Raw genomic sequence first — 12,152 nt, 5'->3', positions numbered from 1 at the left:
CTCCGCGTTCTCGACCAGGCCGAACTCGGAGACCTCAGCGCCTTCCGGGAGGTATACGCCACGGACTGCGGTTCCCTCGAGAACGGTAGCGGATGAGCCCCGGATGGAGATGCGTCGAGGTAAGCCTCACCGCGTGGGACGTTTCGTCCCCCAAAAAGGGGACAGACGACTCCCCCCTCCGCCATAGTATTGTCGGTGGACAGCAGCCCGGCCCTGCAGCCGGGTAGCGAAGGAACCAAACACTCTAGGGGGACATGACATGAAATTGAAGAAGGCGAGCATCGCGATCTGTATCAGCGTCGGACTCGTAATCGCTTCGGCCTTACCAGCTGCCGCGGCCCAAACTCATAACATCAGTGCAAGCTTGAACTGTGCCGGTGCACTCTTCGAGTCCTCCACCTACCGCTGGCACCCGAGCGGAAACATCAGCCTGAGGTTGACGGCACATCATTGGTGGTGGGACGTCTGGACTTTGCGATCGGGAATGCGCAACCAATCGGGGAACCAGATTACGCACACAATGGTGAAGAACCCGGAGAGTCGAACAACATCCCGTTACCGCCTCTCATCCAACAACTCGATGACGATTCCGCGCGGTTACTACGCCATGAACCTACGAGTAGGAAACACGGCGCAGACCAGCGGCTGTCGGGTCTGGCCGCCGTCGTTCGAGGGTAAGCTCACGCTGTGAGCACGTTACACTCCGTCGTATCTCGATGGACTAGATCTGTTCTGGTCGCGACAGTCGGGGCGAGCCTGCTGTCCGCGTGTACACCAGCGACGTCAGGCGGCACGTCTGAAGTGTGGATCGACGAAGAAGAGTACATCGCGATCTATCAGGAGTTCGTGACCCGGTTCCCGGAACCGATGCCCGAAGGCGTGGACTTTCCACTTGAACCGCCCGACCTCGGACCGAACATGATCGGGCTGGGCAACGCGGAAGGCGCCGCCTACTTCCACTGGAACTGTGCCTGGATGGACGTCTATCTGACTGACACTGACGCCGCGACCCGAGACCGGGCGATGGAACAGTTGCGGGCGTTCCCCACCACGGAGTGGGCGCTCAAGTATGTCGAAGATCCTGAAAACGGGTACCTCGGCGTGCTCGATGAGGCCGAACTCGGCGACCTCAGCGGGCTAAGAGAGGTCTACGTTTCGGGTTGCACAGACGCTCTCGGCGCGGCAGAGGAGGGCTGAGTGAGCATCGGATCAACGTGGAAGGCTCTCACCGTCGTCGGCTGTGTTATATCGCTGAGCGCCTGCGCTCCGGCCCCCGCTCAAGGCGATGACGAACCGGACGCGGAAGTCAACACGGCTGCGACTGCGACCGTCGAGGTGAGGACGATCACAGATGTGCTCACCGTTGAGTCAACGGTCGTTGCGGGTGCGACTTTCTCGGTGACCGCTCCCGCGCCGGGACGGTTTGTCGAGATCACCGCTGATACGCAAGAAGGCGTCCCTGCTGCGTTCGAATTCTTGCCGCAGGACGGGCAACCACAAGCGTTGTCACTCCCGCCGACGGCCACGCACGTGGAGCCAGTCGTTCCCTTGGATGTGACGGTGACCGAAGGCACCCCCCTGGTCACCGTCACCGACGCGGCGATGACCCTGCGCGCCGTTGTCTCTCCGGCTCAGGTACTCCGTCTCGCGGGACGGACCCCGATCGAGGTCAACGCTCAGCTGGACGGCTCCTCCGGCCCGTTCGGCTGTGACCTGCGGGATCCGCGTCCGACCGATGCTGACGGCGAGTACTCGCTGCTGTGCGCGATTCCTGAGGACGTTCCCGCTGTCGTCGGTCTGAGCGGACTCGTTGCGATTCGGCTCGACGAACGAGCCGACGTGCTGGCACTTCCGATCGAGGCGGTGGCCGGCACTGTGACGCACGGCTCGGTGTACCCGGAGGGCAGTGAACGCCCCACTCCCGTCGAACTCGGGATCACCGACGGTGCGTACGTCGAGATCGTCAGCGGCTTGGCCGACGGCGACGTCGTGCGCATTCCGAGCCCTTCGCTGCTGCGACAGCAGCAATGACAACCGCGCTCTCGGTGCGTGGCGGCTCGCGCACGATCGGCGGCGCGCAGGTGCTCCACGACATCGACCTCACCGTAACCCCAGGAGAGACCATCGCCGTGATCGGCCGTTCCGGCAGCGGGAAGAGCACGCTGCTGTCGTGTGTCGGGCTCGTGTCCCCGTTCGACCGCGGAACTCGCTTCGACATCGCGGGGCGCAACGCCATGCATCTGAGCGATCGTCGTGCCGCCGTGCTGAGGGCATCGGCGATCGGCTTCGTGCTCCAGAACTCCGGACTCGTTCCCCACTTGAGCGCGATCGAGAACGTCGCGCTCCCCCTCATGCACTCATCCCGACTGCGCTACCGCGACATCAGACGCCGCGCACGCGACAAACTCGACGCGCTCGGCATCGGCCATCTCGAAAAGCGGGCACCCGCCCGGATCAGCGGCGGAGAGCGGCAACGCGTCGCGATCGCGCGTGCCTTGGTGATCGACCCGAAGATCATCCTCGCCGACGAACCGACCGGCGCACTCGATGAAATCACCGGGGAGGCGGTGCTGGGCCAGATGCTCGGCGTCGTTCGCGATGCACACGCTGCCTTGATCGTCGTCACCCATGACCGCGACGTCGCAGCACGGATGGACCGCACGATGCACATGCTCGACGGGCGATTGAGCTCTCACGGCGAGCACGTCGCATGAAGACGATCCGAATCGCGCTCCAGGGATTACGCGGTGCTCCCGTTCGCAGCGTTCTCGTCATCGCAACACTCACCCTCGGCATGCTGGGGTTCATTGCGGTCTTCTCCGCAACCGACGTACTGAGAAACGCGGCCATCCAGCGCGCCCTACTGATCGGTGGCCCGGTGGCGACCGTCCAGCTCTCCGTCTCGCTCACCGCACCCGACGCGAGCATCGACACCACACTCGCACAACTGCTCCGACGAACGGGGGCCGATGCGGTCGCGGCGACCACAGCGAACGACGACCTCACGATGTGGGTAGCCGCACAGAACAACGAAGACGCCGCGATGACGGAAGCGGCGATCACGTTCGCGACGCCGACGCTGCGGGACATTCGGCCGTTGCTGCTGACATCGGGAGAGTGGATCTCGGAAGGCACCTCCCTGGCGCCCCGGGGCGTCGTCAACGAGGCAGCCGCGGCGTTGCTCGATGACGGCTCGACGATGGAGCTCGGGACGTTCGACAGCCGCGTCCCGGTTCCTGTCGTCGGCATCGTCCGAGACGGCTTCGACCAACCGCAGGTCTATCTCCCCCTCAGCGACTACGCGACCTTCGGCAGCAGACCGATGTCGGTCTCGGTTGTGCTGCATGGCCCCGCCCTCACTGCAGACGAGGTCACCCGCGCAGGTCGAGAACTGATCGCGCTCGGCGCGCCCTTCGAGGTCGGGGAAGCCACCCGAACCGACCGGATCAACGCTCTCGCCGACGAGGTCGCAACCTCCGCACAGGTGCTCTTCGTGCTCGGCGTCCTCGCCCTCGCCTCCACCGTCATCGGCATTCTGAACGTGGGACTGTCGTCGGCCACGATCCGGGGGCACGAGTTCGCGCTCCGTCGCGTCATGGGCGCCCGGCGCACGCAGGTCGCTGCGATCGTCATCACCGAGTCCCAGATCCTTGCCCTCCTCGCGGCAGCCATCGCGTTCGGCGGGTCCTTCCTCCTGGTTCCGCTGGTCGTCGGCTCCTTCGGTGCGCGCCTGGGCATCGCGCCGCCTCCGTTCGATCCGGTCTACGGTCTCGTCTGCCTCGCAGTGGCATGCGCCAGCGCACTGGTCAGCAGCATCGTTCCGGCCCTGCTCAGCTATCGACGAGATCTTTCCGACGTCATGCGCCGATGACCGGACTCATGACCTTCGCAGCAGCGTGATGCTCATCGCATCGGTACCGTGGCGGTGCGGCCACAACTGAGCCCGCCCGCCTCCGTCCGCAGCGGCGGCAAGATCCATCGGGCGCATCGAGATCCCGCCCACGACCGCCCGCGCGTCAAGTTCTTCGACCGTGCCGTCGCGGCGGTGAAGCACCTCCGCGACGACGCCTCGCGTCTCGGCCAGATGCGGGGAACAGGTCACGTAAGCGACCACGCCCCCCGGTGCGACCGCATCGAGCGCAGCATCCAGCAGGCCGTGTTGCAGCTCGGTCAACGCAGGCACATCGGCCGGTCGCTTTCGCCACCGCGCCTCCGGCCTGCGCCGCAGCGCACCCAACCCCGTGCACGGTGCGTCGAGCAGAATGCGGTCGTAGCGCCCCCGGCCCGCCCGGGTGCGCCCATCCTCGTGAGAAACGGGGATCTCCAGCGGCACGCCGCGCACCGAATCGCGCACGAGACCGACCCGCGCCGCCGAGAGCTCGTTCGCCTCAAGCGTCGCCCCGCCCGCCAGCGCCTCCGCCGCCAGGACCGCCGTCTTTCCACCCGGCGCGGCGCACAGGTCCAACCATCGCTCCCCCGTACGGACGGGGACGACCCGGGTCAGTGCAAGCGCCGCGAGCTGTGAGCCTTCGTCCTGCACCCGGATACGCCCTCCCGATGCTGCAATCATCGGGCCCGGCTCTCCCCCACCCAGACGGAAACCGATCGGTGAGTAGCCCGTCGCCTCCGCGCCCGGCGGAACCTCGGCCAGGCCCGGCAGCGCGGTCATCGTCACCGACGGTGCCGCGTTGTCTGCGGCGAGCAGCTCATCGAGCTCGTCGGCGCGGTTCTCGGCGGCCAGGGCCCGCCGGAACGCACGGATCACCCACACCGGGTGCGACCAGCGCGCCGCCAGGCGCTCGTCGTCCGACCGCGCGGCGCCTTCCAGCAGCGCGATCCACTCGTCCGCGGTCCGCTCGGACACCCGCCGCAGCACCGCGTTGGCGAATCCGGATGCGGGTGCACCCGCCGTCTGGCGCACGTGCCGCACCGTCTCGTTCACGGCGGCGTGCGCGGGGACGCGGGTCGCCAGCAGCTGGTGCGTGCCCAGCCGGAGCGCGTCGCGTACCGGCGGGTCGATGGCATCCACCGCCCGTGAGGCGGCCTGCGCGATGACTGCGTCGTATGTGCCCTGCCGACGCAATGTGCCGTAGGTCAGTTCCGTCGCCAGCGCCGCATCCTGCGGTGACAGACCGGCGACGGCCAGTTCTCGCGGCAGCAGCAGGTTCGCGTAGGCTTCCGACTCGTCGACGGCGCGCAGCACGTCGAAGGCCACTTCCCGCGCCGAGCGGGTCACGACCTCGCCCCCGCGGACGGGGCGTGCGGCAGGTCGATGCGCGGGTCGGCGGCCCGCACGCCGCGCCACCAGTCGCCTGCCGCCATCGCCGACTTGCCGGCCGGCTGCACGTGCGTCAGGACGATGCTGCCGGCGCCGGTGCCCACGAGCACTTGTCCGTTCCTCAGCGCCAGCGCTCCAGGCGGCAGGTCGGTGTCGGGACCGCTTACGGCACCGTGGATCTTGAACCGCTGGCCGTCGAAGACGACGTGTGCACCCGGTTCGGGCGTCGTGCCCCGGAACCTGTCCAGTACCCGGTCGGCTCCCTCCCGTAGGTCGAGAGCGCCGTCGGCAAGAGTGAGCCGTGGCGCGATGGTCGACTGCCCCACCTGCGGCTCGGCGCGCGCCGTCCCCGCCGCCAGGGCGTCGACGACCTCGGTCACGGCGGTCGCGCCGAGCTGCGCGAGTGCGTCCAGCACCTGGCCGGCGGTCGCGCCGCGCGGCACCGGGTAACGGACCGTGCGGTAGACGTCGCCGGCATCCAGCGCGGGGACCAGCTGGAACACGGCCGCACCGATCTCACGATCCCCCGCGATGAGCGCGTGCTGCACGGGTGCGGCACCGCGCCACCTGGGCAGCAGTGAGAAGTGCAGATTGATCCATCCGAGCCGCGGCGTGGACAGCAGCGGCTCGGGCACCAGGGCGCCGTACGCGACGATCACGCCGAGATCGGCCCGCAACTCGGCGATCGCGGTGGTGGCGGCCGAATCCAGTCGATCCGTCTTGATCACCGGAATGCCGAGCGCCGCCGCCGCGCCGGCCACCGGCGACGCGGTGAGCACACGTTTGCGCCCCCGCGGGGCGTCGGTGCGCGTCACGACGGCGACGACCTCGTGGGACGACGCCACGAGGGCCCGCAGCGACGGGAGTGCGGGGTCGGGGGTGCCGGCAAAGACGATACGCATGGGATTCCTCACAGGTCGAGTTCGGGTACGTCGAGCCGCACCTTGAGTGTAGGCGTGCTCCGGGGGCCCCGGTCCTTTCGGGCACGGCGGCCCCGCAGCGCCTCCGTGATCACGGACGCGCGCAGCGATGAGGCGACCGGCGCGCCCAGCGCGTAGTCGAACCGCACCAGCGCACGCACCTGGTCGTCGATGCCGTCGCCTGACGTCGGGCCGAGCACCGCCTGGGCCGGCAACATCGGCACATCGGTGCGCAGGTGCGCGAGAGCCCTCGCCACGACCTGCTGCGTGCCGGTCACGGCGGCCACCCGCACCGCGGGCGGCATGTGCAGCGGCGCACGGTCGGACAATTCGGCGCGTGCGTAGGCCGGCTGCGTCCACGTGGCCAGCGCTCGCGACAGCGGACCGGTGACCCCCACCAGATGCACGGGGGCGCCCGGGGCGGCCAGCGCGGCGGCGTTGGACCACCAGCGCAGACACGACTCACCGATCCGCAGCTGCTCGGTCAGCAGCATCCGGTCGCCGTCGAGCAGGATCACCGCCCGGTATCCGCCGGCCGCCTGCGGTTCGGCGCCGCGAGTGGCCACGACCAGGGCGGGCCGGGCATCGACCTCGGTCACCGGGTGGTCACCGTCGGCGAGGATCACCCGCGTGTTCGGGAACGCGCGGCCCAGCTCGTCGGCGGTGCGCTCGCTGCCCGACGAGGCCATCCGCAGCCTGGTGGACGAGCACGAGGCGCACACCCACGCCGGAAAGCGCCGGCCGCACCAGCCGCACTCGGGCGCCGCGCCCGCGCGCCGGGCACGCAGTGGTCCGGCGCATTTCGGGCAGCGGGTGGGCGTGCGGCACTCGGCGCACACGAGAACCGGCGCGTATCCGGGGCGCGCGACCTGCACCAGCACCGGCCCGGTGCGCAGCGCCTCTCGAGCAGCGGCGAACGCAGAGGACGGTACCCGCACGCCCGCCTCGCCATCCGTCGTCGACGACAGCACGACACGCGGTCTCACCGGCCGGGATGCCGGTAGCTCGCGCACCCATCCGACCTGCACCAGACGTTGCACATCGGTGGTCCGGGTGTGCCCGATCATCACGAGCGCGGAGCCCTCTTGCTCCTGCCGCAGCAGCGCCGCATCCCGGGCATGCACCCCCGGGCTGAGCGGCTCGGCCAGCAGAGGGTCGCCGTCGTCCCAGAGTGCCACCAGGCCCACGCGATGGGCCGGCGCGTACACCGTCGACCGGTTGCCGACGACGATGCACGGCACGGCGCTGAGCATACGGAGGTACGCGGCGTACCGATCAGGGCCGCTCTGCCGCGCATCGGCGGCGACGAGGCTGCCTGTGGGCACCCGCCCCTCCATCGCGGCCACGACCTGCGCCTGGTCGCGGTGATCGGGTACCACGATCAGGGCGCTGGAGCCCCGGGCAAGCATGAGGATCGCCATCGCGGCGACGACCTCTGCCCAGGAACCGACCGCCCGCTCCCCGGAGGGCCGTGGCGGGGCATCCAGGGCCATTCGCTCGCCGTCCGCGAGCGCGACCGCCGCGCCCGGGTACGTGTCGACTCGATCCTGCGCCCAGTCCCGGACCGCCTCCTCGATCCGAGGGATCGGCGGCGGTGGTGCGGAAAGCCAGGCCTTCTCGGCGCGCACCATGCGCTTCGGGATGACCAGGCGAAGGATGTCGCTGGCCGCTCCGGCGGCGCGGTCGGCACACCGCCGCGCGAGCGTGTACAGCGCGTCGGGCATCACCACGACCGGCGAGACGACGGCGTCGATCTCGGACAGCGGCCGCTCGGGATCGCGTTCGACGAGGGCGACGACGTAGCCGAACATCATCCGCCCGGCACTGCGCAGCGGTACCTTCACCCGCACGCCCGGTGTCACCTGCCCGGCGAGGTCGGCCGGGATCGTGTAGTCGAACAATCGGTCCAGTTGCGGCAGCGACGCGTCGATCAGAACCTGGGCGACCGGGGTCACCGAGCCCTCCCCCCGCGCGCACGCATCGGGTCAGAGCCCGGCCGCGACGCGCAGCTCCCCGACGCGATCGGTCCGTTCCCAGGTGAAGTCGGGAAGTTCGCGCCCGAAGTGGCCGTACACCGACGTCTGCGCGTAGATGGGGCGCAAAAGGTCGAGGTGTTCGATGATCTTGCTCGGCCGCAGGTCGAAGACGTCGAGGATCGCACGGACGAGCACATCATCACTGACGTGGCCGGTGCCGAAGGTCTCGACGTACAGGCCGACCGGAGCGGCACGTCCGATCGCGTAGGCGACCTGCACTTCGAGGCGGTCCGCAAGGCCCGCCGCGACCGCGTTCTTGGCGACCCACCGCATCGCATAGGCGGCGGACCGGTCAACCTTGGAGGGGTCCTTTCCGCTGAACGCCCCGCCGCCGTGGCGGGCGGCGCCGCCATAGGTGTCGATGATGATCTTGCGTCCGGTCAGACCGGCGTCGCCTTTGGGGCCGCCGACGACGAAATCACCGGCGGGGTTGATGACGTACTCGACGTCGGAGACGTCCAGCCCGGTCTGGGCGATCACCGGGTCGATGACTTCGGCGCGGACGGCTGCGCGCAGCGCCGCCAGCGAGATGTCCGGCTGATGCTGGGTGGACAGCACCACCGTCTCCACGGTGCGCGCCACGTCGCCGTCGTAGCCCAGCGTGACCTGGGTCTTGCCGTCGGGGCGCAGAAACGGCAATGCCCCGGTGCGACGAGCGTCGGCGAGTCGTTCCGCGATGCGATGCGCCGTCCAGATCGCCATCGGCATCAGCTGCGGGGTCTCACGGGTCGCGTATCCGAACATGATGCCCTGGTCTCCGGCGCCGAGCACGTCGGCCGGATCGACCGAGCCGCCCTCGCGGTGTTCCACGGCGCTGTCCACTCCCGCCGCGATGTCCCCGGACTGCTCACCGATCGACACCGTGACCCCGCACGAGTCACCGTCGAACCCGGTGTCGCTCGAGGTGTAGCCGATGCGGTTGACCACCCCGCGCACGATGCCGGGAATGTCGACGTACCCGCCGGTGCGCACCTCGCCGGCGACATGGATCAGCCCCGTCGTCACGAGGGTCTCCACGGCGACGCGGCTGTGCGCGTCGACGGCGATCAGCGCGTCGAGGATGCTGTCGGAGATCTGGTCGCAGATCTTGTCGGGGTGGCCCTCGGTCACCGACTCCGACGTGAACAGACGCAAGGAACTCACCGGATCTCCTGTCCTTGGGGGTGGCGCGGTCGGGACCGCGCTCGGTCGGACACGATCATGCCCGCGGCCTCCGACATCCGGGAGAGCGCGGGCATGGCGACGCCGGACGGCGTCACGCGGTCACTCCGCGTCGCGCAGACGCAGCTTGTCCTCGTGGATCTCGTGCAGCGCGATCGTGAGGGGCTTGTCCTCGACGTTCGAGTCCACCAGCGGCCCGACGTTGTCGAACAGGTTCCCCTCGTGCAGGTCGGAGTAGTAGTCGTTGATCTGGCGCGCACGCTTGGCCGCGTAGATCACGAGCTGGTACTTCGAGTCGACCTTGTCGAGCAGTGCGTCGATGGGCGGGTCGATGATGCCCTGATCGCGATTGGCCATGGAGGACCTCCTGGGTCGAATGTCGGTGGGAAAGCGCCGGGCGTGACACACCAGCGGACCGCGTGTCACGGCATCCGTTCATTCTACAGCCCCGCGCACCCCGCCCTCCGCCGCCGAGATTGCGCAAACGTACGTGAGAGCCGCCCGACGGCAACAGTTCGCGCAATCTCGCCGGAGGTTACTGGGCGAGGGCGGCGACTTCGGCGGCAGCGTGAGCGACGGTGTCATTGACGACGCGATAGTCGAACTCGCCCTGCGAGGCCAGTTCGACCCGGGCGGTGCGCAGGCGCCGAGCCCGCTCCTCGTCGTCTTCCGTGCCGCGACCGACGAGGCGGTCGACCAGCTCGTCCCAGCTGGGCGGCAGCAGAAAAACCAGGCTCGCGTCCGGGGCGGCGGCCCGCACCTGTCGGGCCCCCTGCAGGTCGATCTCCAGCAGCACGGTGCGGCCCGCGGCGAGGGCGGTGTCGATCGGGGCGCGAGGCGTCCCGTACCGGAACGCGTTGTGCACGGTGGCGTGCTCCAGCAGCTCACCGTCGGCCACCATGCGGTCGAACTCGGCGTCATCGACGAAGTAGTAGTGCTCGCCGTCGACCTCGCCCGGGCGCGGCGCCCGCGTGGTCGCCGACACCGACAACATGATCTCGGGGTGGTGCTCCTTGACGTACGCCGCCACAGTGCCCTTGCCGACCGCCGTGGGACCGGCCAGTACGACCAGCCGGCTGCGGCCCTCACGCGGCTCCGGCTCGGGCCAGCGGTCGTCGAGGTAGCGCTCCAGCACCACCCGCTGTCGGGCGCCGAGCCCGCCGAGCTTCTTCACCGGAGAGATCGCCAAGTGCGCGAGAATGCGATCCCGTTTCCCCTCTCCGATCGCCGGGATCGCGGTAAGGAACTCGGTCACCCGCATGTGCCCCGCCGGGGACTCCGGATGCGCCCACGCGCGGCGCAGCAGATCCTGCGGGGTGATCACGCGGGTTGCGACGTCGCGTTTGAGCGAGGCCCGCTCGCGACGGGCGGCGACCGCGCGCTGCGACGCGGCGACGCGGTCCACTTCGGGAGGAGTGCGAGTTCTAGCCATCGGAACTCCAACGGTACAGGTCCGCGCGCCTCTGGATGCACTCGACGAGTCCATCCGGTCCCGCCGAGAGGATGCTGCGGCTTTCGCTCGCGATGACCTGCGGCGCCAGCGAGCCAAAGATCGCCGAAAGCTCCCCCGGCACCGCCCCCTGCGCCCCGAACCCGGGGGCCAGCAGTGGCGCCCCCACCAACAACTCGTCGGTCAACCCCACCGCGGCCCGATCGACGGTGGCGCCCACGACGAGGCCGATGGGGCCGAGGCCGCCGGCGAACGCCGCGGAGCGATTGACCCAGGCCACGTCCGCCGCGACGCGTCCGGCCACCGTCTGTTTCTCCTCGGACTGCACATCCACGGTGTGCGCGGCCTGCAGCACCGGGCCGTCGGGGTTGCTCGTCGCCGCGAGCACGAACACGCCTTTGTCGTGGCGGGCCGCGAAGGCGAGCGTGTCCCGCAGCGAGTCGGTGCCGAGATACGGGTTGACCGTCACGGCGTCCGATTCCAGCGGCGATCCCGGTTCCAGCCAGGCCCACGTGTACGCCTCCATCGTCGTGCCGATGTCGCCCCGCTTGGCGTCGGCGATGACGAGAAGTCCCGCGGCGCGGGCCGCGCCCAGCACGTCCTCCAGCGCCGCGAAACCCACCGACCCGAACCGCTCGTAGAACGACACCTGCGGTTTGACGATCCCGACCCTGCCGGCGGCGGCATCCACCACCCGCAGGCCGAAGGTGCGTGCACCGTCGGCCGACACCGGGAGCCCCCACGATGTGAGCAGGTGCTCGTGCGGGTCGATGCCCACGCACAGCGGCCCGGCCGCCACCCGGGCGGCCGTGACGCGCGCGCCGAATGAGCTCACCCGCGGGCCGCCCGGTCGGCCGCGTACTCCTGCAGACTGCGCACCTCGAAGCCGCGGCGCAGCACCGGCAACGCGCTCACGGCAGCCCCGAGTACGGCCATCGTGGTCAGCAGCGACTTGTCGCCAGCCACCGCCGCCGCGCGGATCTCATACCCGTCGGCGCGCGCGATCCCGCCCGACGGCGTGTTCACGACGATGTCGATCTCACCCGCGTTGATCAGGTCGACCACGTTCACCTGCCCGGATTCCTGCGTCGCGGAATACTTGTTGACGACCTCCACACGAATCCCGTTGCGCGCCAGGATCTCCGCCGTCCCCTCGGTAGCGGTGAGCCGGAAGCCGAGCTCCTGCAGCCGGTGGGCGGGCAGGATGACGGCCCGCTTGTCGTCGTCGGCGACCGACAGGAACACGGTGCCGCTGGTGGGCATGCCCCCGTAGGCCGCGGTCTGGCTCTTCGCGAACGCGGTCGGGA

At 69.5% G+C, this 12,152-nt stretch carries 12 protein-coding genes and 1 pseudogene; 5 read left to right on the top strand and 8 right to left on the bottom strand.

Going from position 1 to position 12,152, the window contains the following annotated elements:
• Positions 1-259 precede the first annotated feature (259 nt).
• The 5 genes from ACK5KK_RS04425 (at position 260) to ACK5KK_RS04405 (ending at position 3,871) form a co-directional block, all read left to right on the top strand.
• Complete coding sequence (locus tag ACK5KK_RS04425) at positions 260-691, top strand: hypothetical protein (RefSeq protein WP_416888881.1); 432 nt, start codon at positions 260-262, stop codon at positions 689-691.
• A gap of 110 nt (positions 692-801) precedes the next feature.
• A complete protein-coding gene (locus tag ACK5KK_RS04420; RefSeq protein WP_416888880.1) occupies positions 802-1,197 on the top strand; it encodes a hypothetical protein in 396 nt (131 codons plus the stop codon).
• Positions 1,198-1,560: 363 nt separating this feature from the next.
• The gene (locus ACK5KK_RS04415; protein ID WP_416888879.1) at positions 1,561-2,031 is read left to right on the top strand and encodes a hypothetical protein; all 471 of its coding nucleotides are present in this window, start codon (positions 1,561-1,563) and stop codon (positions 2,029-2,031) included.
• Positions 2,028-2,714, top strand: a complete 687-nt coding sequence (locus ACK5KK_RS04410; RefSeq protein WP_416888878.1) for an ABC transporter ATP-binding protein — start codon at positions 2,028-2,030, stop codon at positions 2,712-2,714. The genes ACK5KK_RS04415 and ACK5KK_RS04410 overlap by 4 nt, the downstream gene beginning before the upstream one ends.
• A complete protein-coding gene (locus tag ACK5KK_RS04405) occupies positions 2,711-3,871 on the top strand; it encodes an ABC transporter permease (protein WP_416888877.1) in 1,161 nt (386 codons plus the stop codon). Before ACK5KK_RS04410 ends, ACK5KK_RS04405 begins: the two co-directional genes overlap by 4 nt.
• 6 nt (positions 3,872-3,877) lie before the next feature.
• Here the strand turns inward: ACK5KK_RS04405 and ACK5KK_RS04400 are convergent, their stop codons facing one another.
• The 8 genes and pseudogenes from ACK5KK_RS04400 to carB all read right to left on the bottom strand — a co-directional run.
• Positions 3,878-5,236 (bottom strand): RsmB/NOP family class I SAM-dependent RNA methyltransferase, encoded by a 1,359-nt coding sequence (locus ACK5KK_RS04400; protein WP_416888876.1) that lies wholly within the window; start codon positions 5,234-5,236, stop codon positions 3,878-3,880.
• Complete coding sequence (gene fmt / locus ACK5KK_RS04395; protein ID WP_416888875.1) at positions 5,233-6,180, bottom strand: methionyl-tRNA formyltransferase; 948 nt, start codon at positions 6,178-6,180, stop codon at positions 5,233-5,235. The genes ACK5KK_RS04400 and fmt overlap by 4 nt, the downstream gene beginning before the upstream one ends.
• An 8-nt stretch (positions 6,181-6,188) precedes the next feature.
• Entirely contained in the window at positions 6,189-8,153 is a 1,965-nt protein-coding gene (locus tag ACK5KK_RS04390; RefSeq protein WP_416888874.1) for a primosomal protein N', read from the bottom strand.
• Between the two features lie 30 nt (positions 8,154-8,183).
• Entirely contained in the window at positions 8,184-9,377 is a 1,194-nt protein-coding gene (gene metK, locus ACK5KK_RS04385; RefSeq protein ID WP_416888873.1) for a methionine adenosyltransferase, read from the bottom strand.
• A 120-nt stretch (positions 9,378-9,497) separates the two neighbouring features.
• The gene (gene rpoZ / locus ACK5KK_RS04380; RefSeq protein ID WP_416888872.1) at positions 9,498-9,752 is read right to left on the bottom strand and encodes a DNA-directed RNA polymerase subunit omega; all 255 of its coding nucleotides are present in this window, start codon (positions 9,750-9,752) and stop codon (positions 9,498-9,500) included.
• Between the two features lie 178 nt (positions 9,753-9,930).
• Positions 9,931-10,827: a guanylate kinase gene (gene gmk / locus ACK5KK_RS04375; RefSeq protein WP_416888871.1), complete on the bottom strand. Its 897-nt coding sequence runs from the start codon at positions 10,825-10,827 to the stop codon at positions 9,931-9,933.
• On the bottom strand, positions 10,820-11,680 hold the full coding sequence (gene pyrF / locus ACK5KK_RS04370) for an orotidine-5'-phosphate decarboxylase (protein WP_416888870.1): 861 nt from the start codon (positions 11,678-11,680) through the stop codon (positions 10,820-10,822). Before pyrF ends, gmk begins: the two co-directional genes overlap by 8 nt.
• Positions 11,677-12,152 (bottom strand): annotated as a pseudogene (gene carB / locus ACK5KK_RS04365) (carbamoyl phosphate synthase large subunit); the annotation flags it as partial. The gene pyrF and the pseudogene carB, both read right to left, overlap by 4 nt.

Origin of the sequence: Microbacterium sp., assembly GCF_047972865.1 — a bacterium.
Lineage (GTDB): Bacteria > Actinomycetota > Actinomycetes > Actinomycetales > Microbacteriaceae > Microbacterium.
This window is presented reverse-complemented; position numbering and strand designations above follow the sequence as displayed.

What these genes read in the sequence shown, in the direction of transcription:
- ACK5KK_RS04425 (WP_416888881.1), top strand. Translation starts at nt 260, where the DNA reads ATGAAATTGAAGAAGGCGAGCATCGCGATCTGTATCAGCGTCGGACTC.
- ACK5KK_RS04410 (WP_416888878.1), top strand. Translation starts at nt 2,028, where the DNA reads ATGACAACCGCGCTCTCGGTGCGTGGCGGCTCGCGCACGATCGGCGGC.
- ACK5KK_RS04405 (WP_416888877.1), top strand. Translation starts at nt 2,711, where the DNA reads ATGAAGACGATCCGAATCGCGCTCCAGGGATTACGCGGTGCTCCCGTT.
- fmt (WP_416888875.1), bottom strand. Translation starts at nt 6,180, where the DNA reads ATGCGTATCGTCTTTGCCGGCACCCCCGACCCCGCACTCCCGTCGCTG.
- rpoZ (WP_416888872.1), bottom strand. Translation starts at nt 9,752, where the DNA reads ATGGCCAATCGCGATCAGGGCATCATCGACCCGCCCATCGACGCACTG.
- gmk (WP_416888871.1), bottom strand. Translation starts at nt 10,827, where the DNA reads ATGGCTAGAACTCGCACTCCTCCCGAAGTGGACCGCGTCGCCGCGTCG.